At 63.8% G+C, this 20,354-nt stretch carries 19 protein-coding genes; 3 read left to right on the plus strand and 16 right to left on the minus strand.

Features of this window, described 5'->3' with window-relative positions:
* Positions 1-405: 405 nt before the first annotated feature.
* Both ISS97_RS17575 and ISS97_RS17580 read right to left on the minus strand, forming a co-directional pair.
* Entirely contained in the window at positions 406-642 is a 237-nt protein-coding gene (locus ISS97_RS17575) for a hypothetical protein (RefSeq protein ID WP_379983298.1), read from the minus strand.
* 22 nt (positions 643-664) lie between these two features.
* Positions 665-1,657, minus strand: coding sequence for a sigma-54 interaction domain-containing protein (locus ISS97_RS17580; protein WP_379983297.1), 993 nt, complete (start codon positions 1,655-1,657; stop codon positions 665-667).
* 207 nt (positions 1,658-1,864) lie between these two features.
* On the opposite strand from ISS97_RS17580, the gene ISS97_RS17585 reads away from it, so the two are divergent.
* Positions 1,865-2,389, plus strand: coding sequence for an SPOR domain-containing protein (locus tag ISS97_RS17585; protein WP_379983296.1), 525 nt, complete (start codon positions 1,865-1,867; stop codon positions 2,387-2,389).
* On the opposite strand, the gene ISS97_RS17590 is transcribed toward ISS97_RS17585, so the two are convergent.
* From ISS97_RS17590 to ISS97_RS17650, 13 genes are all read right to left on the minus strand, one after another.
* The gene (locus tag ISS97_RS17590; RefSeq protein ID WP_379983295.1) at positions 2,384-2,665 is read right to left on the minus strand and encodes a DUF6150 family protein; all 282 of its coding nucleotides are present in this window, start codon (positions 2,663-2,665) and stop codon (positions 2,384-2,386) included. The two genes, ISS97_RS17585 and ISS97_RS17590, sit on opposite strands and share 6 nt — an antisense overlap.
* A gap of 60 nt (positions 2,666-2,725) precedes the next feature.
* Positions 2,726-4,102: an FAD-containing oxidoreductase gene (locus tag ISS97_RS17595; protein WP_379983739.1), complete on the minus strand. Its 1,377-nt coding sequence runs from the start codon at positions 4,100-4,102 to the stop codon at positions 2,726-2,728.
* Positions 4,103-4,189: 87 nt separating this feature from the next.
* Entirely contained in the window at positions 4,190-5,872 is a 1,683-nt protein-coding gene (locus ISS97_RS17600; RefSeq protein WP_379983294.1) for an FAD-dependent oxidoreductase, read from the minus strand.
* 178 nt (positions 5,873-6,050) lie between these two features.
* Positions 6,051-6,872 (minus strand): alpha/beta fold hydrolase, encoded by an 822-nt coding sequence (locus ISS97_RS17605; protein WP_379983293.1) that lies wholly within the window; start codon positions 6,870-6,872, stop codon positions 6,051-6,053.
* Positions 6,873-7,274: 402 nt separating this feature from the next.
* Positions 7,275-7,793 (minus strand): Dps family protein, encoded by a 519-nt coding sequence (locus ISS97_RS17610; protein ID WP_379983292.1) that lies wholly within the window; start codon positions 7,791-7,793, stop codon positions 7,275-7,277.
* A gap of 41 nt (positions 7,794-7,834) precedes the next feature.
* Complete coding sequence (locus tag ISS97_RS17615; protein WP_379983291.1) at positions 7,835-8,509, minus strand: YoaK family protein; 675 nt, start codon at positions 8,507-8,509, stop codon at positions 7,835-7,837.
* A gap of 49 nt (positions 8,510-8,558) precedes the next feature.
* Positions 8,559-9,953, minus strand: a complete 1,395-nt coding sequence (locus tag ISS97_RS17620) for an alginate export family protein (protein WP_379983290.1) — start codon at positions 9,951-9,953, stop codon at positions 8,559-8,561.
* 5 nt (positions 9,954-9,958) lie between these two features.
* Positions 9,959-10,870, minus strand: coding sequence for a glyoxalase (locus tag ISS97_RS17625; protein ID WP_379983289.1), 912 nt, complete (start codon positions 10,868-10,870; stop codon positions 9,959-9,961).
* Between the two features lie 51 nt (positions 10,871-10,921).
* Positions 10,922-11,326, minus strand: a complete 405-nt coding sequence (locus ISS97_RS17630; protein ID WP_379983288.1) for a DoxX family protein — start codon at positions 11,324-11,326, stop codon at positions 10,922-10,924.
* A 2-nt stretch (positions 11,327-11,328) separates the two neighbouring features.
* Entirely contained in the window at positions 11,329-13,218 is a 1,890-nt protein-coding gene (locus ISS97_RS17635) for an amidohydrolase (RefSeq protein WP_379983287.1), read from the minus strand.
* Positions 13,215-13,487, minus strand: a complete 273-nt coding sequence (locus ISS97_RS17640; protein WP_379983285.1) for a XapX domain-containing protein — start codon at positions 13,485-13,487, stop codon at positions 13,215-13,217. The genes ISS97_RS17635 and ISS97_RS17640 overlap by 4 nt, the downstream gene beginning before the upstream one ends.
* Before the next feature lie 60 nt (positions 13,488-13,547).
* On the minus strand, positions 13,548-14,201 hold the full coding sequence (locus ISS97_RS17645; protein WP_379983284.1) for a hydrolase: 654 nt from the start codon (positions 14,199-14,201) through the stop codon (positions 13,548-13,550).
* A 258-nt stretch (positions 14,202-14,459) separates the two neighbouring features.
* Positions 14,460-15,074: a response regulator transcription factor gene (locus tag ISS97_RS17650; RefSeq protein WP_379983283.1), complete on the minus strand. Its 615-nt coding sequence runs from the start codon at positions 15,072-15,074 to the stop codon at positions 14,460-14,462.
* Positions 15,075-15,253: 179 nt separating this feature from the next.
* On the opposite strand from ISS97_RS17650, the gene ISS97_RS17655 reads away from it, so the two are divergent.
* Together ISS97_RS17655 and ISS97_RS17660 are read left to right on the plus strand one after the other, a co-directional pair.
* A complete protein-coding gene (locus tag ISS97_RS17655; protein WP_379983282.1) occupies positions 15,254-18,298 on the plus strand; it encodes a sensor histidine kinase in 3,045 nt (1,014 codons plus the stop codon).
* Positions 18,299-18,455: 157 nt separating this feature from the next.
* The gene (locus tag ISS97_RS17660; RefSeq protein ID WP_379983281.1) at positions 18,456-19,652 is read left to right on the plus strand and encodes an MFS transporter; all 1,197 of its coding nucleotides are present in this window, start codon (positions 18,456-18,458) and stop codon (positions 19,650-19,652) included.
* A gap of 37 nt (positions 19,653-19,689) precedes the next feature.
* Here the strand turns inward: ISS97_RS17660 and ISS97_RS17665 are convergent, their stop codons facing one another.
* Positions 19,690-20,280: a hydrolase gene (locus tag ISS97_RS17665; protein WP_379983280.1), complete on the minus strand. Its 591-nt coding sequence runs from the start codon at positions 20,278-20,280 to the stop codon at positions 19,690-19,692.
* Positions 20,281-20,354: the final 74 nt, after the last annotated feature.

A 20,354-nucleotide genomic window follows, 5' to 3' on the forward strand; every position in this document is an offset into this window, starting at 1 on the left:
AAACGCAGGCGCAATACGTTGAATCGATGAAGCGAATGGCGCGCATCGCAGAGGCGAGAAAAAAACATCACACCGTGTGCGGAACGACACACCCGGTGTCGTTGTGCATGCTCAATCACTATGCGTTTGGCGACGCGCACGCACGCAGCGTGGGCCGCGCATGAGAAATACCGTCGAAAGATCCACACGCCATCCCGCCCCTCCCTCAGCGGGAAAGTGGCAAGCGGCGTTCTCGGCGCAGGGGATGGACGCGCAGAAAAAAATAAGGCGCGGCAACGGTTCTCAGGCTGCGGCAACGCGACAGCCGAATGCACCATGCGGAATGACCAGCCTCACTGTCGTGAAGCGCCTCCGATCGTCACCGGAATGGAGGAAGAACAGAAAATGTCAGCGCGAGAGCGAGCGTCAACCCTCGCCGCGCCACAGGCGCCAGATCTCACCCGCCCCCAGTCGCTGGCACTCCACCACCTTCTCCTCTTCCAGCAAGCGCAGCGCGTCGGCGACCACTTCCAGCGGCACTTCCACGCCCGCCGGGCGCAACCACCACTGCTGGATACCCTTGACGGAATCGGCGCAGCCCGGCCGTGTCGCCAGATGGCGGGCAATGGCATCGGCAACGACACGTACGGATTGGCCAGTCACTCACGCGCCTCGCCGAAGGGTTTCATTCGCCGGAATCTTGCTCCTGTCCGGCAACGGAAGCGAGCCTGTACTTGCTCACCAGCTTGCTGAACGCGCTGCGGTCCTGGCCCGCCATGCGCGCGGCCCGGGTGATGTTACCGCGCGCCCGTGCCATCGCCGAAGCCACATAGTTGCGTTCGAAATCCGCGATGGCGCGAGCTTTCGCCTGCTTGAACGCGGCATCGTCACCGGCCGTGGCGGGCGACTCCGGCATATCCTGCGGCGGGCCGCTGCGGATCACCTGCCCCTCGCACATCAAGTACTCGCGCTGCACGAAGTGCTCCAGTTCGCGCACGTTGCCCGGCCAGCTGTAGCGCTGCAGCGCGGACAGAAAATCGGGATCGAAACGCTTGGGCACCGTTTGCGTACCGTACTGGCGGTTGAGCCGCCGCAGGAAGGCCTCGGCCAGCTCCGCCACGTCGCCACCGCGTTCGCGCAACGGCGGCATCACCAGCGGCATGACCTTGAGCCGGTACAGCAGGTCGCGACGGAACTGCCGTGCCTTGACCAGCTCGTCCAGGTTGGCATTGCTCGCCGCGATCAACCGCACATCGGTCGAACGCGTCTGCGTGCCGCCGACGCGGCGGTATGTGCCGTCCTGCAGGAAGCGCAGCAGCGATGCCTGCGCCTTCAACGAAAGCGTGTCGACCTCGTCGAGGAACAGCGTGCCGCCCTCCGCTTCGCTGATCAGTCCCGGCGATGCCTGGCGCGCGTCGGTGAACGCGCCGCGCTCGTGCCCGAACAATTCACTCTCCACCAGCGAGTCGGCCAGCGCGCCGCAATTCACCGCGACGAACGGTCTCGATGCGCGCGCACTGAGATAGTGCACCGCCCTGGCCCCCAACTCCTTGCCCGTGCCGGTTTCTCCGCCGATCAGCACGGTCACATCGAATTTTGCGATACGACGTATCTGCGCAATGACGTGTGCGAACTGCGGCGAGGATCCAAGCAGATTGGATTCCGCGATATCGACCATGATGCCCCCTGTGCGGGGTATCGCATCCTTTGCCTCCATGGCGATGCCCCGGACTGGCAATGTTGCCCCTCGCCTCGCGCGACCACAATATGCACACGTCAGGAAAAACCGCATGCGCAGCGGCTTGAAGACGTCCAAATGTCTTTTTCATGTGAAGAGAGCGGCGAGCGCGCCCGCTTCGATTCACCACAGGGGGCTCGTCCATCCATGTTCGCCAAGCTCGGCCTGATCTTGCTGATCCTGTTGTTCGGAGCGTTCGCCTTCGCGGGCGGCATGATGGCGCCGGATCACTGGCGCGCCCCCATGCTCGCGCTCGCCGCGTCGTGGCGCCCTCCTGCCGCTGTTTCCGCAATACATGTTCCTGCACCCGCCACATCCATCGTCACACCGGCACCGGCAGCCACCGCTGTTTCCACCAATGCGCTACTGGTAACCAGCGATGTGGCCGCGCCGGCACCGGCGGCAGGACAGCCCGCCTATGCGTTGCAGCTGGGTCAGTTCATCGTTGCCGGCGACGCGGACGTACTGGAGCGCCAGGCACAGTCGCTCGGCCTCCCGCTCTCGCGCATCGCTGCCGTCGATCCCGATCACGCGTCGTGGACTGTGTTGGCCGCGGGGCGTTTCCCCTCACCCGCCGCGGCGCAGGATGCGACAGCACGCGTGCAGGCCGTGCTCAAGCTCGCCAGCACGCCAGTGATACGCCTGCCGGCAGAAGGCAAACCGTCGTCATAAGAACAGCCCCCGCCTGGCGTGCGCTGGATCGCGCCAGCCAGCCTCGCCCAAGGTCGGCACGAAGCAGATCTTGACCTGAGCCATGCCCTGCGAGGTAAAAAACACCCGCTTGGTGGCCGACTGCCGATCGGGCGTGATGAACCAGCGCTCGTCGCCGACGGCCAGCCCCCAGGAAGAAACGCGGCAGACCCACAGGTCGGCGTTGCCGCGCGTATCGACGATAGCCACGCGCACCTGCGCCTCGCCCATGGTGTCCGTTACATAGATGCGTGCCATGTCTCCCCCGGCGCCAGGCGGCTGTCCTTCGGCGACCTAAGGTATCTGGTTCGCCCAGGCCTAAACAGGCTGGAGGCTTTGCAACGCCGTCGGCAGCAACTCCGCCACCGTCGGATGGATATGCACGGCATGGGACACGGCGGTGTATGGCGCGTTGGCGTACATCGCATCGAGCAGGCAATGAATGGCCTCGTCGCCGTTCACGCCGAAAATGGCTGCGCCGAGCAATGCCTGGGTGGATCCGTCGACGACGACTTTCATGAAGCCGACCGTCTCGCCGCGCTCGACCGCACGCCCCACCCGCGACATGGGCCGCACACCGACCAGCACGTTGCGACCGGATTGCCGCGCTTCCTGCTCGGTCATGCCGACGCGCGCCAGCGGAGGGTCGGTAAACAGACTGTAGGCAAGAATGCGGTCGGAAAGACGGCGCTGGCCTTGGTCGAGCACGTCCGACGCGACAATCTCGAAATCGTTGTAGGACGTATGGGTAAAGGCGCCTCGCCCATTGCAGTCGCCCATGGCCCATATGCCGGGCACATTGCTCCGGCAATGCTCATCGACCTGGATGTAGCCGCGCGCATCGACGGCAACGCCCGCCTTGTCCAGGCCAAGATCATCCGTATTCGGGCGACGGCCCACCGCAAGCAGCAAGTGCGTTCCCACCGCCTGCTCGCAGAGCGTATTGCCTTGGGCTTTCACCCTCACCGCGCCGGCCGTTCCTTCCAGGGCGATGCATTCCGCACCCAGGTGAACGGTGATGCCTTCGTCCTGAAGCAGTGCCAGAACGGCTTTCGAGACGTCGTCGTCTTCGCGCGGCAACAGACGCGGGGACCGTTCGATAATGGTGACCCTGGATCCGAAGCGGCGAAACATCTGCCCGAACTCCAGGCCGATGTAACTACCGCCGACGATCATCAGGTGCTCCGGCAGATCGCGCAGTTCCATCATGCCCGTATTGGTGAGGTACGGGACGGTATCGATGCCGGGAAACTCGGGCACCGACGCGCGTCCGCCGACATTGATGAAGAAGGACTCCGCTTCGATAAGCGTATCGCCCACCCGCAAGGTCGTCGCCGATTCGAACCGAGCGTGTCCTTCAAGCAAGGTCACCTGGGGCATGTTGCGAAGCCAGTGGTCGACACCACGGCGGGCATCGCCGGAAATACCCTGGGTCCGCTCCCAGACCCGTTGCATATCGACGTGTGAATCCTGGGCCTGCCGCACGCCGTACTCATGTGCGCGACGCGACATATGCGCGACGTAGGCGCTGGCCACCATGGCCTTGGTCGGTATGCACCCGGTGTTTACACAGGTACCGCCGACGAGCTTCCGCTCGATCACGGCGACACGCTTCCCTGCGTTGCCCAGCTTTTCGGCGAGTGGTGGCCCCGCCTGCCCCGCACCGATCACGACCGCATCAAAATGCTGACTCATGAGACCTCCAGGCATCCGGTCGACCAACGATGCGCCATGGCCATCGATAGGGGAAACGATTCGCGCAGCGTGGAGAGTATCAGGGTCTTAATCCGGCTCCGGATTCAGGAACTTGTGCACTGCCTGGATCACCACCGATCCTTCGCCGACACCGGACGCCACGCGTTTGACCGAGCCGCTGCGCACGTCTCCCACCGCAAAGATGCCGGGCTTGCTGGTAGCAAACGGTACGGAAGTAGGCACGCCCTCGCCATCGATACCGGTGATAACAAAACCCTTCGCGTCCAGTGCAAGACAGCCATGGAGCCAGTCCGTGTTTGGCTCGGCGCCGACCATCACGAACACATTGGCCACCGCCCGGGTTTCGCTTGAGCCGTCGCGCCGCCCGGACCACGTCACCTGTTGCAGCCGGTCGCCGCCCTCAAGGCCTACAATCTCTGTTTCGGTATGCAACGTGATGCGCGGCGATTGAAGGATGCGCCGAATGAGATAGTCGGACATGGTGGCCGCCAATCCGATTCCGCGCACGAGCATATGCACGTGCGCAGCAATGCGCGAGAGAAACACGGCGGCCTGCCCCGCGGAATTTCCACCACCCACCACGATGACTTCCTCGCCAGCGCAAAGCTTCCCCTCCATGGGCGTTGCGGCGTAATGGATTCCCTGCCCTTCGTAGCGCTCGTAGTTGGGTACGTCGAGCTTGCGATAGCGCGCACCTGTCGCGATCACCACGGCGCGCGCCGTTACCCGCTGTCCATCGTCCAGCTCCAACTGGTAAGGCTGCGATGCACAGTGAAGGTTCGCCACGTTGCGCGAGATGGCCAGGCGAGCCCCAAACTTCTGCGCCTGAATCTGCGCACGACCCGCCAGCGCCTGCCCGGAAATGCCCGTGGGGAATCCCAGATAGTTCTCGATCTTCGACGACGTACCCGCCTGACCTCCGGGTGCCATGCCTTCGATCACAATGGTTTCCAGACCCTCGGAGGCGGCATAGACCGCCGCAGCCAACCCCGCTGGCCCTGCCCCCACCACGGCGACGTCATGGACGTAGCCAGGCTGGAGCGACTCGGTCAGACCCAGTCTGTCGGCGAGCTCCGCCGTCGACGGGTTCATCAACATCTGGTGGTCTGGCGAAACCACGACGGGAAACAGATGCGGCTCGACGTCGAACGTATCGAGCAGTCCGGTCGCCTTCGGGTCGAGATCGGTATCGATCAGGCGATGCGGGTAGCCGTTGCGGACCAGGAAGCGCTGGAGCCGCAGCGTGTCGGCGCCATGGCCAGGCCCTATCAATACGACACCGCCAATGCCCAGCTGGATGATGCTCACGCGGCGAAGAATGAACGCGCGCATGATGATCTCGCCGATGTCAGGCTCGCCACTGATCAGCTTGCGAAAGTTATCGCGCGTGATGCGGATTAGGCGGCTGTCTACCAACGTCAACCCTGACACCAGGATCATGCGCTGGTTGAAGTGGTCGAGCTCGCCGGTGAATTGATGGCGCGTATGCGTAGTGACCGTGCGCGGATGGCCATCATTGTCGATATCGACGATCTCGATACCGCCATCCAGCACGAAGAAGAAATCCGCGCCTCGCTGGCCACGCTCAAAAAGAACCGTACCCGCGGGCACTTGCTCGGCCTCACCATACGGCGCGACACGCTCAGCCATCTCATCGGTCAGACGCGGAAATCGCTGTGCGTCGCGCGTGTCAGGCTCAGGTGCAAGGTGAGCGTTGTTGCCTGGCGTGCTGCGCATCTCGTCTTGCATGGTGCATCTCGCTATCCGGTGATGGGCTATCGACAGATCGGCGTCCTTGGGAAGGGAAATAGCCAGGGCCATGCCCTGCCCATCCCCTTCCCAGGACCATTTCGGCGTAATGCGCCGTCCATCATCAGGCTACGCCCCACGCCGAGGCATCGCCAACATCATCGTTGGTTCGCGTGCTTCAGGAGCGGATGAACTCAAGCAAGTCGTTGTTGACCTGCTCCTGATGGGTGGCGGTCAGGCCATGCGGTGCGCCCGGGTAGACCTTCAGCGTGGCGTGCTTGACGATCTTGGCCGAGAGGCGGCCCGAGTCGTCGATCGGCACGATCTGGTCGTCGTCCCCGTGAATGACCAGCGTCGGCACCTCAACCTTCTTCAGGTCCGGGGTGTAGTCGACTTCGGAGAACTCCTTGATGCAGTCGTACTGCCCCTTGAGGCCGCCCATCATGCCCTGCATCCAGAACGAGTCGCGCATACCCTGCGTCGCCTTGGATCCCGCGCGATTCGCGCCGAAGAACGGGCCGGAGAGATCCTTGAAGAACTGGGAACGATCGGCCAGGGTCTTCTGGCGGATATCGTTGAACACGTCGATCGGCAGGCCACCGGGGTTGTTGGCGGTCTTGACCATGATCGGCGGCACCGCTCCGATCAGCACCAGCTTGGCCACGCGTGCATTGCCGTGACGACCGATGTAATGAGCGACTTCACCGCCGCCGGTGGAGTGACCGACCAGCACCACGTTCTTCAGGTCCAGCTTCTCGATCAGCGTCGCGAGATCGTCGGCATAGGTATCCATGTCGTTGCCGTTCCACGGCTGGCCCGAGCGGCCATGGCCACGACGGTCGTGCGCGATGGTGCGATAGCCGTGCGAGCTCAGGAACAGCATCTGGGCATCCCAGGCGTCGGCGGTCAGCGGCCAGCCGTGCGAAAACACGACGGGCTGACCCTTCCCCCAATCCTTGTAATAGATCTGCGTTCCGTCTTTGGCGGTAATCGTGGTCATGTCAGAGTGTCCTGGTCGAGGTGAGGTAGGTGCGACTGCGCCGTGGCTGGAAACGCTCGCTGCAAATCCAGCCATAGGCAATGCCAGTGCGGCGGAAACCACGGCGGCGCTACCGAGAAAAGCGCGCCGCGATGGATCGATATCAAGGCTTGAGTCTTTCGACGACATACGGTCTCTCCTGGTTTGACTCTTCACTCCCCCATAGACCGTGCACGCGACAGGTCATGCAGGTGTCGGCAAGGCGACACCTGCGCGGCGGCATGGGTGGAGAGATCCGGCGGGACAAGCCGATGCCGGCCTGTCGTTCATTGTCTCCAGCCGCGAACAGATGCGAAGACCTATCGAGGTAAACCTCGCCTACCCATCCGGGTAATTGCCAAGCCGCGGAGCCGCCGTATCGACTCAGGTATTTCGTCCCGACTCGAACAAGAACCACATCCGGCGCTCTGCTTCGTCCATCCAGTTTTCCAGCAGGCTGGCCGTGGCCACGTCGCCGTACTGATCGCACAGGTCATGCACTTCGCGCATGGTGGAGGCGATACGTGCATTGTCCTCGCGAAGTTCGGCCAGCATGTCGGCTGGCGAGACGAAATCGGCATCGTTGTCGTCGATGCGTTTCAGTCGTGCGATATGACCGATGGAGCGCAACGTCGTGCCGCCGATTTTGCGCACGCGTTCGGCGACGGGATCGAGCGTGGCGTAGATGCTGTCGGCCTGCTCGTCCAGCAGCAGGTGATAGTCGCGAAAGTGCGGCCCGGACATATGCCAATGGAAGTTCTTGGTCTTCACATACAGCGCGAAGAAATCCGCGAGCAGGACATTGAGCTCGCCGCCAATATCGCGTCGAGCATCCTCGCCCAAGGCGCTGGGCGTGGTCAGTGGCGCTTTGCGGAGCTGTTTGGCTTTGCTGCTGTCTTTCATCGTCGTCTCCTTGGTGGAAATGGCTTATCGAGCGGATGACATCAGCCGCTGGCGCTCGCATCGCGATGGAGAAAAGCGGCCAGCGCCACCACGGGCGGCAGGGCAAAACACCAGGCACCTACGCCGGCATAAAGCAGCGCGGCCAGCGCGCAGCCCAGCGCGAACGTGAGTACCGCCTGGCCCATGCGCGCCAGGCGTCCGTGGATAATTTCCGTCTGCTCAGCGGGCACGCCCTGCAACAGGTCGCCGACGTCGAGCATGATCTGGGTGGTAGTGCCAGTCATCAGCGTGGTGGGCGGTGCGCTGCCCAGATGCACTCGCTGCAGAGCGTTCTGTACCGCCATGCCCGCCACCAGCGTGAGGCCAGTAACCATCTCGGCCCAGTTATCGCCACGCGGGAAAGGGCTGCAATAAACGGCGAGAACGCCGCCCGCGGTCAGCAACGCCAGCTTCACTCCCAGCAGGGTCTTGAGCACCGGCCAACCGCGATCGATCAGGCGATAGCGCAGCAAGCGCGCCAATACCACCACCGCGCAAAAGGTCGGCAGCGCCAGCAGTTTGGTGACGATGCCGGACGTGCCCAGCACCAGCGCCGCGCCAATGGTGACGAAGTTGCCGGTGACGTGGGCGGTGAACAGGCCGTGCAAGGCCATGAAGCCCGCCGTGTCGACATAGCCTGCATTGAAGCTGAGTAGGGTCGGCAAAGTCAGTTTCATAAGCGTTGGTTCCTAGAGATGTCATGCGGCGTGCCGGCGCTCGCCGGCCTTACCATAAGTACTTGAGCTCGACGCCCAGATAGTTGCTGTTGTGCCCACCCGCGCGACGGATGGCATCGCCGATATCGAAATGAACCATCTCCACCGCCGCGGCGAGATTGGCATTGAAGGCGTAGTCGGCGCGTAGTTGCCCGTAGGCGCCAGTCCAGCGGCCACCCTTGCCCGCGGTGCCTGGCACCGCGACGTTAGGCTGCGTATATACCGCGTCGGCCGTCGTCTCGCGCCACTGCAAACCGAGCGCTCCCATGACGGTCAGGCGTGAGGTAGGTTTCACCGTGACGGAGGGCTTCACGTGGATGAAGTTCGTGTAGCCGGTGTAGCCCGCCAGCGTGACGTAGTAACCGTTCGGAAACAGCGGATTGAAGGTGCCGATGGTGTTGTCGCCGCGACGGCGATCCCCCGAGGCCGCATCGACCTGCAGGCCGATGCGTGGCCGCCAGTCGATCGATGTAAAGGTGTACCCGGCGCGTGTGCCGATCGCCCAGGCGCGAATGTCTTTCGCGCCCACCGAACCACGCTGCGCCATCGCCTCGATATCCCAGTCGAAGCCACGCGCCGCACCAGCGTAGCGGGTGTCGAAAACATGGCGAAGCTCGCGCCCGCTGCCGTCGATGTATCTTGCGTTGTCCCGCGCAAAGAGCGAGTAGTACGCGGACAACTCCTGCGTACCGAACACCAGGCGTTCCGCGCGTAGCATGCTGAAACGCAGATGGCGATTGGAGGTATCGTCGAAATCATGCTTGTCCGCGTACTGCACCGGCTGGCTGATAAAGCCGATGAAGCGCCAACGGCCGGTTTCCCAATCCGCCCACACGGCATCGAAAGCCTGGCGCACATTCGGGCCGTCCCTCAGCGAAACGAAGCGCTGCAGATCGAAGGCGAACTCCTGGCGCCCGATGCGCGCCTTGAAGGTCCCCGCCGCGAACGTATTGGTGAACGCCAGGAAAGCCAGCCGCAGGTCGAGCGGATTCCTGTCGACCGGCGTGGTGTTGCGCTTGCCGTAGTCGCGGGCGTCTTCCAGCTGGGTGAACAGCTGCCAGTGCTGATTGAGGTGAAGATCCGCATGGATCTGCAAGCGCTGGATCAGGTAGCTGTCACTGCGGTTGCCGCCCGCGCCAAAGCCCACGGCGTCATTCGACTCCACGCGCTCGCGCAGATTCAGGCCCAGCGAGAGATAGCTGGCGGGGTTGGTCGCGGATAGCGGGATGTATTTGAGCGCATCGCCCGGCTCCGTCCGCAACGCCGGGTCGGCCAGTGGCGACCAGTTCTCCTGCCAGCGATTGAACAGCGGCACCGGCCTCGCGGGTGTCGTTGTCGCATCCTGCGCCGCTGCCGCATGCGCGAACATAACTACCGCGGCGCAGGCGAGAGCGGCGCATCGCATCGCGCTTACTTGCCCGCCGCCGCGTGAATCTCCGCGACGTAGTTGCCTGGAAACGCCACCATGGCGATCCGCCGTCCATCGGCGGTGTAGGGCTCCACCAGCACCTTCGCACCACTGGCCTTGGCTTTGGCCAAGGTGTCATCCAGGTTGATCACTTCGTATCCGGTGAGTTCATGCCCATAGGGGTACGGCAGATGGCCGTCGGTGACCTGCACCGACATCTTGCCGAAGGTGGACTCGATACGGACCCGACGATAGGTGTCGTTGGAACGCCCTATCTCGACACCGGGCGCATGCGCATCGTCGGAAACGACCTTGCCGTGGGAGAACGCGAGGAAGCTGTGGATGAACGCATTCGCGCGATCCTTGGATACGTAGACGCGGTTCTCCGGCACGGTCTGGAACGCCGCGTAGTTCGGCGCGGTGGTGTGCCAGTAGAGCTGCATGTTCACGCCGCCCGGCCACTGGATGACCGCGTCGCGGCCGATCGGATCGGGAAAGGCGTCGACGATGACGTCGGCGCCGGCTGCCCGCGCGGCGCGGATCGCCGTGTCCATGTCCTTGACCAGGTAACCCGTACGCTCCGCCCCGAACGGATGCGGCACCGGCGTCTTGAAGCCGAACAGCGACACCGTGCCCACCGGTGTCTGCAACAGCTGCGAGGACGTACTGCTCGGCGTGGGCGTGACGGTCACTACGACCTGTTTGGTGCTCTGCCCGCCAAAGGTGGCGGTGAAGCTCTGCACGAAACGGTCGACTTCGGCGGGATCGACATACACATGCGTGGTGTCGTACTGCGAACCCACCGCCACCTCGGGTGTGGCCTGCGCGGTGCGCGCCTCCAGGGGGGCGACGGTGGCGAGCGAGGCCGTTCCGATCCCGAGGACCGCCGCCAGAACGAGAGACTTGATGCGCATGGGAAGCTCCAGATCAGGATGACTACAGAAGATGGGTGAGTGAATCGATCGTCATGTCGATGCGGCGCGCCGTTCGCGCAGGTCATGCCACGCCACCAGCAAAAACCCGCCGGCCAGGCCGAGATGCTCGAAGAACGTATTGGCGGCAGGTATCCGCTGCGGCGGCGGCAGCTCCCAGAAGCGTGCGGCCATAAAGGTCGCCATCACCGTGAACATGGCAAGCGCCAGTGCACCCAGCCAGCGATAGAAGCCGGAGAGGATCAGCAGCGAAGCACCGAACTCCAGCGCGATGGTCGCCACCGCGAACAGCTTCGGCGGCGACAGACCGAAATGTTCCATCTCGGCTATAGCGCTACCGAAATCCACCGCCTTGTCGAAGCCGCCCTGCAGATAGGCCGCGCACAGCAGCAGCAAAGCCACCCAGCGAATGACCGGTGAGCCGATGAAGTCGCGCATGCTCATATCGCCCAGCACGCGCAGCCCAGCGCGCCCCAGAATGATTTGAGATCGGCGATCGGCAGCTTGCTCGACCATGCCGTAGCGTGATCGTGTCCATGGATGCCGCAGGCATGAGCGCACCCGCACGACTGCATCGCCATCTGGCGCACCGCCGCAGCACCCGCCTTGTTCTCGCCCCATGCGGCATAGCCGCCATAGCGGCGCACCGGTGACCAGTCCGGCATCGCGGGCGGGATCGGTGCTTCGTCCAGATCCGTGAAGCCGCCGGCGGCGTAGACGATCCGGCCGCCGACCATCGTCAGCTCCGAGGAGGTGTCCGCGATCTCGCTCTCCGCGCATGCAAAGAAGTCACGATCCGGCACCACCAGATCCGCGAACTGGCCAACCTTGATCTGGCCCTTCTTGCCCACTTCGTTGGAGAACCAGGTGACGTTCTCGGTCCACATGCGCAATGCGGTCTCGCGATCCAGGCAGTTGCGCTGCGGATAGAGACGCAAGCCGCCCACGGTGCGGCCGGTGATCAGCCACGCCAGCGATACCCAGGGGTTGTACGAAGCGACGCGGGTCGCATCGGTACCGGCCGACACCCGTACGCCCTTCTCCAGGATCTTGGCCACCGGTGGCGTGGCTTCCGCCGCGCCCATGCCATAGCGCTCGACGAAGTACTCGCCCTGATAGGCCATGCGGTGCTGCACGGCGATGCCGCCGCCGAGCGCCGCGATGCGATCGATCGATTGCTCGGAGATCGTCTCGGCGTGGTCGAAGAACCAGTTCAGTCCCTCCAGCGGAATGTCCTGGTTCACACGCTCGAAGACATCCAGCGCGCGGCTGATGGTTTCGTCGTAGGTGGCATGCATGCGCCACGGCCAGCGGTTCTCGGCGAGGATGCGCACCACGCCTTCGAGGTCGCCTTCCATCTCCGGCGGCATGTCCGGCCGCGGCTGGCGGAAGTCCTCGAAATCCGCCGCGGAAAACACCAGCATTTCGCCGGCCCCGTTATGGCGGAAGTAGTCGTCGCCCTGCTTGTACTTCGACGTGCGCGTCCAGTTGAGAAAGTCGTCCTTCTCCGCCTTGGGCTTCTGCGTGAACAGGTTGTAGGCCAGGCGGATGGTCAGTTGGCCTTCGTCGGCCAGCTGCTGGATTACCGCATAGTCTTCCGGGTAGTTCTGCGAGCCGCCACCGGCATCGATCGCACCTGTGACGCCGAGGCGGTTGAGCTCGCGCATGAAATGGCGCGTGGAATTGAGCTGGTAGTCGAATGGCAGCTTCGGGCCGCGCCCAAGCGTTGCGTAGAGAATCGCCGCATTCGGCTTGGCCAGCAGCAGGCCCGTGGGATTGCCGTCGCTGTCGCGCACGATCTGCCCGCCCGGCGGTTCGGGCGTGTCGCGGGTATAGCCGACGACGCGCAGCGCGGCCGCATTGAGCAGCGCGCGATCGTAGAGATGCAGCAGGAACACCGGCGTGTCCGGCGCCACGGCATTCAGTTCTTCGATCGTCGGCAAGCGCTTTTCGACGAACTGATGCTCGGTGAAACCGCCGACCACACGCACCCATTGCGGCGGCGGAGTGATCGCCACTTGCTGCTTGAGCATCGCCATCGCGTCGGCCAGCGAACGCACGCCATCCCAGCGCAGTTCCAGATTGAAGTTCAGGCCGCCACGGATGATGTGCAGGTGGTTGTCGATCAGACCGGGCAGCACGCGACGGCCCTTGAGATCGATCACGCGCGTACCGGCACCAGCCAACGCCATGACCTCCGCGTCGCCGCCCACGGCGATGAAGCGCCCGCCGGCGATCGCCACCGCCGACGCATGCGGGTTGCCGCGATCGAGCGTGGCGAACTGGCCGCGATGCAGGATGAGCTCAGGCGTAGCCGGTGCGGGGCTCATGACTTTGCCTCCGTCTCCGGCTTGGCGGTGTGCTTCCCTTCGGGGAGCTGGCCGAACACATGCGGCTTGATCTGCCCGCCGAACCAGGCGGTTCCCGCAGCATCCCGGTTCAGCAGGTGCTTGACCAGCGGCGGAATCTGTTCGCCGGCAAGAATCCCCAGCAGACCGACCAGGGCAATCACTGGCGGCGCGGGCGAGCGGACTTTGAGCAGGGCATAGACGATGCCTACCAGCAAGCCCGCGGCAAGAGAAAGAACATAGGGCTTCATCGACCTCTCCACTCGACTACGTGAAAGCGGCGGCCGCCAGGCCGCCACTCATGACCGCGCTCAGCCTTCGTGCGCACCGAACATCGACTTGGCGTAGGTGATGCCCAGGCCATAGGCGCCGCCGTACTGCCGGGCAATGCCGGTAGTGCTGTCGTACGACTCGGTGCGCGCCCAGTCGCGCTGCAGTTCCAGCAAGTATTGCAGTGCCGTCATCGGGCGCACGCCCGCCTGCACCATGCGCTCGACGGCCCGATTGTGAGCCTCGGCCGAGACGTCGCCACAGGCGTCGGTGATCACATAGACCTCGAAGCCCTGGTCGAGGGCCGACAGTGCCGGACCAACGATGCAGACCGAGGTCCACAGGCCAGCCATCACCAGACGGGTTTTGCCGATCGCATTCACCTGCTTGATGACGGCAGCGTCTTCCCAGGTATTCATCGAGGTGCGGTCGAGCAGCGCCTGGCCCGGGAACGGGTCGGTGACCTCGGTGAACATCGGGCCGGAGAAGCTCTTCTCCGCCACCGTGGTAAGGATCGTCGGCACCTTGAAGCTGGCGGCCGCGCGCGCCACGAGGCCCGCGTTGTTGCGCAGCGTGATGGCGTCAATGGAATGCGTCGCGAACGACATCTGCGACTGGAAGTCGATCATGATCAGCGCATGATCTTTCGGGGTCAGCAACAACTTGCCCGGGGTGGGCGTTGCGGTGATGGACATCTCGGTCTCCTGAGTAAAAGCAGGGATGGCAGTTCCCGCATGGATGCCTTGGAGAGGCGTTCTGCGGGACTAGCGGAGAGGTTCACTTTCCTCTAGATGCGCGCACACGCACAGCCTGGAAAGAGCAAGTCGTGGCTACCCGATTGGGGGTATCCGCAAGCTCTATGGGTAGGAGCGCACCCTGTGCGCGATGGGCCTGCGAAGCGCTGACCTGTCACGGTCGCCCACAGGGTGGGCTCCTACAGGGGGATGTGGGATTTACGAGTCTAGGAAGCCGCGACGGATCGCGATGGTCACCGCATGCGTGCGGTCCGACGCGTCCAGCTTCGCCATGATGCTCTTGAGGCGCGCTTTCACTGTGTCTTCGGAAATGCACAGCATCTCGGCGATGCGTTTGTTGCTATGCCCCGTGGCAACCAGGCGCAACGCACTCAGCTCCTTGGCGGTAAGCATGTCCGCCATGGCATGCGAGGCAACCTCGCTCGCCAGTTCGCCGACGATCATGCGGCGTCCTATCGCCGCGCCGCGGATCGCCTGCAGGATGTCGTCGCGGGTGGAGGTCTTGAGCAGATAGGCTGTGGCGCCGGAAGCCAGCGCCTGTTTCACCCGGGCATCGCCAGGATAGGTCGTCAGGATCACTAGCCGTGCCGAAGGAAATTCGCCACGGATCTCCGCGATAGCTTGCAGGCCATCCATCCGCGGCATCTGCAGATCGAGCAGCGCCACGTCCGGCTGCAGCTCGCGATAGCGGGCAACGCTTTGCGCGCCGTCAGCTGCCTCGCCGACCACGGTCATATCGGGTGCGCTATCGATTGCCGCACGCAGGCCGTCCCGCATCACCGGGTGATCGTCTGCAATGAGCACTCGAAGCATGCTTGTCTGGTTGTCCACGCCACTCACTATCCGATGCGACACCCTAGGGTTCAATGCCCATTCGGGTGAAAGAGCGTGCCACAAAGCAGCGACGATGTAGTGCGTTGCCGATACACTGTTCGCCGGCCACTCAGGCGAGTGTCGGTGGTAACGGGGCATCTTCAATTAGCGCGATGTTTATGAGGCGATGTAAGCGCAACGCGCTACTTATTTGGCTGAGCGTCGGCCTGCTGGGTTTCTGGTCGTGGGCGATCGCGCAGACCGGCGCGGCCGCCGATCAGTTTCGACAGACGTCCTGGACGGTCGAGCGCGGCGCGCCGGCGGATATCTGGGCGTTTGCGCAGGATGGCGACGGATTTCTATGGCTTGGCACCGGCACAGGGCTATATCGCTTTGACGGCGTGGCGTTTGAGCGTTTCGCGCCTACGCCGGGCGAAGACTTCCGCTCGCTGGATATCACCGCATTGTCCATGCAGCCCGATGGTTCGCTATGGATCGGCTCGTTCTATGGCGGCGCCAGCGTGCTCAAGGCGGGCCACCTCACGCATTACGGCGAACGCGATGGCTTCCCGTCCGGCATGGTGGTCGCTTTCGCCCAGGCCGGCGATGGCAGCCTATGGGTGGCCAGCCGCGACGGCCTGGCTCGCTTCGACGGCAAGCGCTGGCAGGTCATCGGCAACGACTGGAACTACCCGGCAAAGCGGGCCGACTGGATGATGACTGATCGCGAAGGCACGCTGTGGGTGACCACCGGCGATCAGCTGCTGTTTCTACGCAAGGGTTCCCACCACTTCGAGTCCACCAGCGAACAGGTCAGCCAGGACGCGATCCTGGCACAGGCTCCCGATGGCACCTTGTGGCTGTCCGACGGACTCCACGGTACCCGCGCCCTGCCCGGCCTTTCCGCCGCGCATCCTTCACTCGCCCCGGGCCGGGTACCCGACAAGACCTCTTTCGCGTATTCCAAACGCATGCTGTTCGACCGGGATGGCAACCTCTGGGGCACCGATGCCGCGCGCGGTGGCGTGTATCGCCTGGCTTCGCCTGCGCGGCTGGCGGACGGCCGCTCGCTGCGGGCCGAAGATCTCGATGGTGTGTTCAATCGCGGCAATGGCCTGCCTTCCGATGTGGCCGTGCCGCTGCTCGAGGGGCGCGAGGGTAATGTGTGGACAGGTACCAACCTGGGCCTCAGCAGTTTTCATCACAACAGGGTGCAGGTGCCGGCCAACACCTTGGTAAACCCCTCCGCCAATTCCGCGCTCACGACCGGCGACGAGGGCGCGATCTGGCTCGCCAATGGCGGTTCGCTGCTGCGGGTCACTGCGCGAGGCCGCGAGGTGGTAAGCGAAGGTCTTCCGGATATCAGCGCCGCGCTTTATGGGGCGGACAAGACCCTATGGGTCGTCGGACACAACCAATTCGGCCGGGTCATCAACGGCAAGCTCGTCGAACTCGAGCTACCGGTAGCGAGCAAGCACGTGAACATCCAGGCGATGGCTTCGGACCGGGAAGGCGGACTCTGGGCCAGCTTCGCCAAGAACGGCCTCTATCATTGGCAGGCGAATCGCTGGACGCGCATCGACCAGGGCGAAGAACTCAACGCATCAACGCCGACAGCACTCGCTTACGATGACGCGGGACATGTGTGGGCCGGCTATCCCGGCAACCGGCTGATGCTGATCGACGGTCAGGCCCGGCAAATGTTCGGGCCAGCTCAAGGCCTGCAAGTCGGTAACATCGCGACCATACAAGCGCGTGGAAGCGAGCTCCTGGTCGGCGGCGATGCGGGACTCGCCCGTTTGCGCGATGGCCGGTTCCAGTCGCTCGCCGTCACGGAGCCTCAGGTGCTGACCGCGGTGTCCGGCATTGCGCAGACCGACAAGGGCGATGTCTGGATCAATGGAAGCCGCGGTGTGGTGCATATCGATGCCGACGCGTTCCGTCGCGGCTTTGAGAACACCGGATACCGCGCACCTTACGAGTTGTTCGACTTCCACGACGGCCTGCCCGGCATTGCTCTGCAGGCCTCGCCGGTACCCACCGCTACTCTGGATGGCTCGGGCCGTATCTGGTTCAACACCAATCAGGGTGTCGCGTGGATCGACCCCGCTCGCCTGCGCCGCAACCTCATCGCACCATCGGTTTTTATTGAAGGACTGACCGTCGGCGACAAGCGCTACACCGACTTGCACAACCTCCAGCTACCCCAGCGCACCAGCAACCTGCGACTGGATTACACCGCCACCAGTCTGGCCATCCCCGACCGCGTGTTGTTCCGCTACAAGCTCGACGGTGTCGACGAGCAGTGGCGTGAGGGCGGCAATCGGCGCGAGGTGTTCTATGCCAATCTCGGCCCCGGAAAGTACCGTTTCCATGTCACCGCGGCGAATGATGACGGCGTGTGGAACGACCAGGGCGCAAGCATCGATTTCAGCATCGCGCCGCAGTTCTTCCAGACCTCGTGGTTCCGTCTGCTTTGCGCCGCCGCCGGCCTTCTTCTGGTCGCGATGCTCTATCTCTGGTGGTTGCGCCTGATGAGCGAGCGTATTCATCTGCGCCTGGAAGAACGCACCCGCGAGCGCGAACGCATTGCGCGCGAACTGCACGACACCTTGCTGCAAGGTGTGCAAGGACTGTTGCTTCGCCTGCAGGCGCTGGTCGCCGGGCTACCCGCCGATGATCAACGGCGCAGCGCCCTGGACATGGCGGTCGACCAGGCGCGCGACATGCTGGTCGAAGGCCGCGACAAAATCGTGGCGCTGCGCGGGGCCGACCAGGCACGAGGGCAACTCGTCCAATCCATTCGCGCGATCGGCGAAGAGCTGGCATCCACCTATGGCACGCCCTTTCGCGTGATCGCCAGCGGAGCCGAGAAACCCTTGTGTCCTCCGGCCTGCGACGAGGTCGTCGAAATCGTCCGCGAAGCCATGCGCAATGCCTTCATCCATGCCGGCGCCCAGTTGATCGAAATCGACATCAGCTACCAGCCGCAAAACCTGCGCATTGCCGTTCGCGACGACGGTCGCGGTGTCCAGGCAAGCACCATCCGGCAAGGTCGGCGCGAGGGCCACTGGGGCCTGGTCGGCATGCACGAGCGGGCGGAGAAGCTCGGCGCCACGTTGACCCTTCGCCGCCGCGAATCCGGGGGCACCGAAGTCGTGCTCGCCATTCCCGGACATGTGGTGTTTGGCCCGCAACTGTTTGGAAGGCGCCCTGTTGGCTGAGCCGTGTTTCACCTTTTCGGGTACTGCCAAGCCGGTCATTGGATGATAAATCTTGGGTTTGCCGCCGTGGAATGCCTGATGTTCCAAGCATTCCAGTGATGCGAGTGCGCCCTGCTCCCGACCATTTCCCCCACTATTCCGCATAGGACGTTCCAGCATGACTGGCCACAGCGCGTCGTCGCCTCATCTGTCCAAACGCACACTCTTTGCCATGGCCCTGGCCGCCGGCTTGGCCGTTGCCAACATCTACTACAACCAGCCGATGCTGGACCTCATGAGTCACAACCTGGGCGATGCGCGCGTCAGCGGCTGGATTCCCACGCTCACCCAGCTGGGCTACGCAGCGGGCCTTTTGTTCCTCTTGCCGCTGGGAGACATGCTTGAGCGTCGCCGGCTCATTGTCGTGCAGTTTCTGGTTCTCGCGATCGCGTTGATGCTTGCCGCTGTCGCGCCCGGACTTGCGGCACTCGCTGTGGCATCGGTGCTGGTGGGCGCGGCCGCCACGGTCGCGCAGCAGATCGTGCCATTCGCCGCCCTTCTTGCGGCGCCGGAAAGGCGCGGCGCGGCCATCGGTAGCGTCATGAGCGGATTGCTGACGGGCATCCTGCTCAGCCGAACGCTCGCGGGTCTGATCTCCAGCATTTCGGGATGGCGATCGATGTTCTGGCTCGCGGTGCCTGTCGCCGTCATGGGAGCCGTCCTCATGCAGCGCTCGTTGCCCGCACACCATCCTCGACACCCGCTGCGTTACGGCGAACTCATGGCCTCGCTCGGCAAGCTCTGGACCGGCGAGTCATTGCTCAGGCGGGCCGCGATGACGCAGGCATTGCTGTTCGCATCGTTCTCGGCCTTCTGGACCATCCTTGCGCTTCGCCTGGCGCAGCCGCCGCTGAACCTCGGCGCGGCAGTGGCCGGCCTGTTCGGCATCGTGGGGGCTGTGGGTGTGGCGATGGCTCCGGTGGCGGGACGCGTTGCCGACCGCAAGGGTCCCGCGCCGGTCATCGTGCTGGGAGCCGCCGCCACCATCATCTCCTGGCTCATCTTCGCTTTCATGCCAAGCCTGTGGGGCTTGATCATTGGTGTCATCGTGCTGGATTTCGGCGTGCAGATCGCCCTGGTTTCCAACCAGCACCTGATCTATGGCATCCACCCCGAATACAAGAGCCGGCTCAATACGCTCTTCATGACGACAATGTTTGTCGGCGGCGCCATGGGCTCATTCGCTGCATCGTGGGCGTGGAGGCAATACGGCTGGGCAGGCGTATCCGTGCTGGGTGGCGTCTTGCCCATCGGTGCGCTGGCCATGAGCCTGCTGCATTGGCGCCCGTCGCGTGTCGCCAGGGCGACGGGATGAGCGCCGCGCCAGCGAGTCTGCAGATCGTTGACGACGCTCAGGAAGGATGGATCATGTCCCGCGCGTAGGCGAGTCCGATGCCATAACCACCAGCATGCGCTTCCACGATGGCGCGCGCGCCATCGTAGGTTTCATGGCGCGTCCAGTCGCGTTGAAGCTCGAGCAGGACCTGGATCCACGACGTCATCGTCACGCCAGCGGCCTCCATGCGACGCAATGCCAACTGATGGCTTGCATCCGTCAGGCCACCGCATGCATCGGCGATGACGGATACCTCGAATCCCTCGGCCTTGGCTGACAGCGCGCAGAACGACACGCATGCTTCGGTCAGCAGTCCCGCTATGAGCAGGCGCTTACGGCCGGTCGCGATGATGGCGGACCGAACCGCCTCGTCTTCCCACGCGTTCATGTTTCGACGCTCGATGGGCAGAACGTCGGGTATGGCCGCCTGAATCTGCGGCATCATGGGACCGCTATAGACCTTACTCGCCGACGTGCTGGCCACTACCGGCAGCTTGAACACATTCGCCGTCCGTGCAACTGCAACGGCGTTGTCACGCAGGACCTGGCGATCGATGGAGCTCACACCGAATGCCAGGCCCGCTTGAAGATCGACCAGCAAAAGCATGCAGTCGGCGGGCGTCACGAGTGGCAGTGGACTAGTCATCTTGGCTTCCTCGATTGATGGACGAAATCATCAGC

It is taken from the genome of Dyella koreensis (assembly GCF_044904565.1).
GTDB lineage: Bacteria > Pseudomonadota > Gammaproteobacteria > Xanthomonadales > Rhodanobacteraceae > Dyella_D > Dyella_D koreensis.

Excerpts from the sequence above, each read along its gene's own strand:
- ISS97_RS17580 (WP_379983297.1), bottom strand. The coding sequence starts at position 1,657 with ATGGTCGATATCGCGGAATCCAATCTGCTTGGATCCTCGCCGCAGTTC.
- ISS97_RS17585 (WP_379983296.1), top strand. The coding sequence starts at position 1,865 with ATGTTCGCCAAGCTCGGCCTGATCTTGCTGATCCTGTTGTTCGGAGCG.
- ISS97_RS17590 (WP_379983295.1), bottom strand. The coding sequence starts at position 2,665 with ATGGCACGCATCTATGTAACGGACACCATGGGCGAGGCGCAGGTGCGC.
- ISS97_RS17595 (WP_379983739.1), bottom strand. The coding sequence starts at position 4,102 with ATGAGTCAGCATTTTGATGCGGTCGTGATCGGTGCGGGGCAGGCGGGG.
- ISS97_RS17600 (WP_379983294.1), bottom strand. The coding sequence starts at position 5,872 with ATGCAAGACGAGATGCGCAGCACGCCAGGCAACAACGCTCACCTTGCA.
- ISS97_RS17605 (WP_379983293.1), bottom strand. The coding sequence starts at position 6,872 with ATGACCACGATTACCGCCAAAGACGGAACGCAGATCTATTACAAGGAT.
- ISS97_RS17610 (WP_379983292.1), bottom strand. The coding sequence starts at position 7,793 with ATGAAAGACAGCAGCAAAGCCAAACAGCTCCGCAAAGCGCCACTGACC.
- ISS97_RS17615 (WP_379983291.1), bottom strand. The coding sequence starts at position 8,509 with ATGAAACTGACTTTGCCGACCCTACTCAGCTTCAATGCAGGCTATGTC.
- ISS97_RS17620 (WP_379983290.1), bottom strand. The coding sequence starts at position 9,953 with ATGCGATGCGCCGCTCTCGCCTGCGCCGCGGTAGTTATGTTCGCGCAT.
- ISS97_RS17625 (WP_379983289.1), bottom strand. The coding sequence starts at position 10,870 with ATGCGCATCAAGTCTCTCGTTCTGGCGGCGGTCCTCGGGATCGGAACG.
- ISS97_RS17630 (WP_379983288.1), bottom strand. The coding sequence starts at position 11,326 with ATGCGCGACTTCATCGGCTCACCGGTCATTCGCTGGGTGGCTTTGCTG.
- ISS97_RS17635 (WP_379983287.1), bottom strand. The coding sequence starts at position 13,218 with ATGAGCCCCGCACCGGCTACGCCTGAGCTCATCCTGCATCGCGGCCAG.
- ISS97_RS17640 (WP_379983285.1), bottom strand. The coding sequence starts at position 13,487 with ATGAAGCCCTATGTTCTTTCTCTTGCCGCGGGCTTGCTGGTAGGCATC.
- ISS97_RS17645 (WP_379983284.1), bottom strand. The coding sequence starts at position 14,201 with ATGTCCATCACCGCAACGCCCACCCCGGGCAAGTTGTTGCTGACCCCG.
- ISS97_RS17650 (WP_379983283.1), bottom strand. The coding sequence starts at position 15,074 with ATGCTTCGAGTGCTCATTGCAGACGATCACCCGGTGATGCGGGACGGC.
- ISS97_RS17655 (WP_379983282.1), top strand. The coding sequence starts at position 15,254 with ATGAGGCGATGTAAGCGCAACGCGCTACTTATTTGGCTGAGCGTCGGC.
- ISS97_RS17660 (WP_379983281.1), top strand. The coding sequence starts at position 18,456 with ATGACTGGCCACAGCGCGTCGTCGCCTCATCTGTCCAAACGCACACTC.
- ISS97_RS17665 (WP_379983280.1), bottom strand. The coding sequence starts at position 20,280 with ATGCTTTTGCTGGTCGATCTTCAAGCGGGCCTGGCATTCGGTGTGAGC.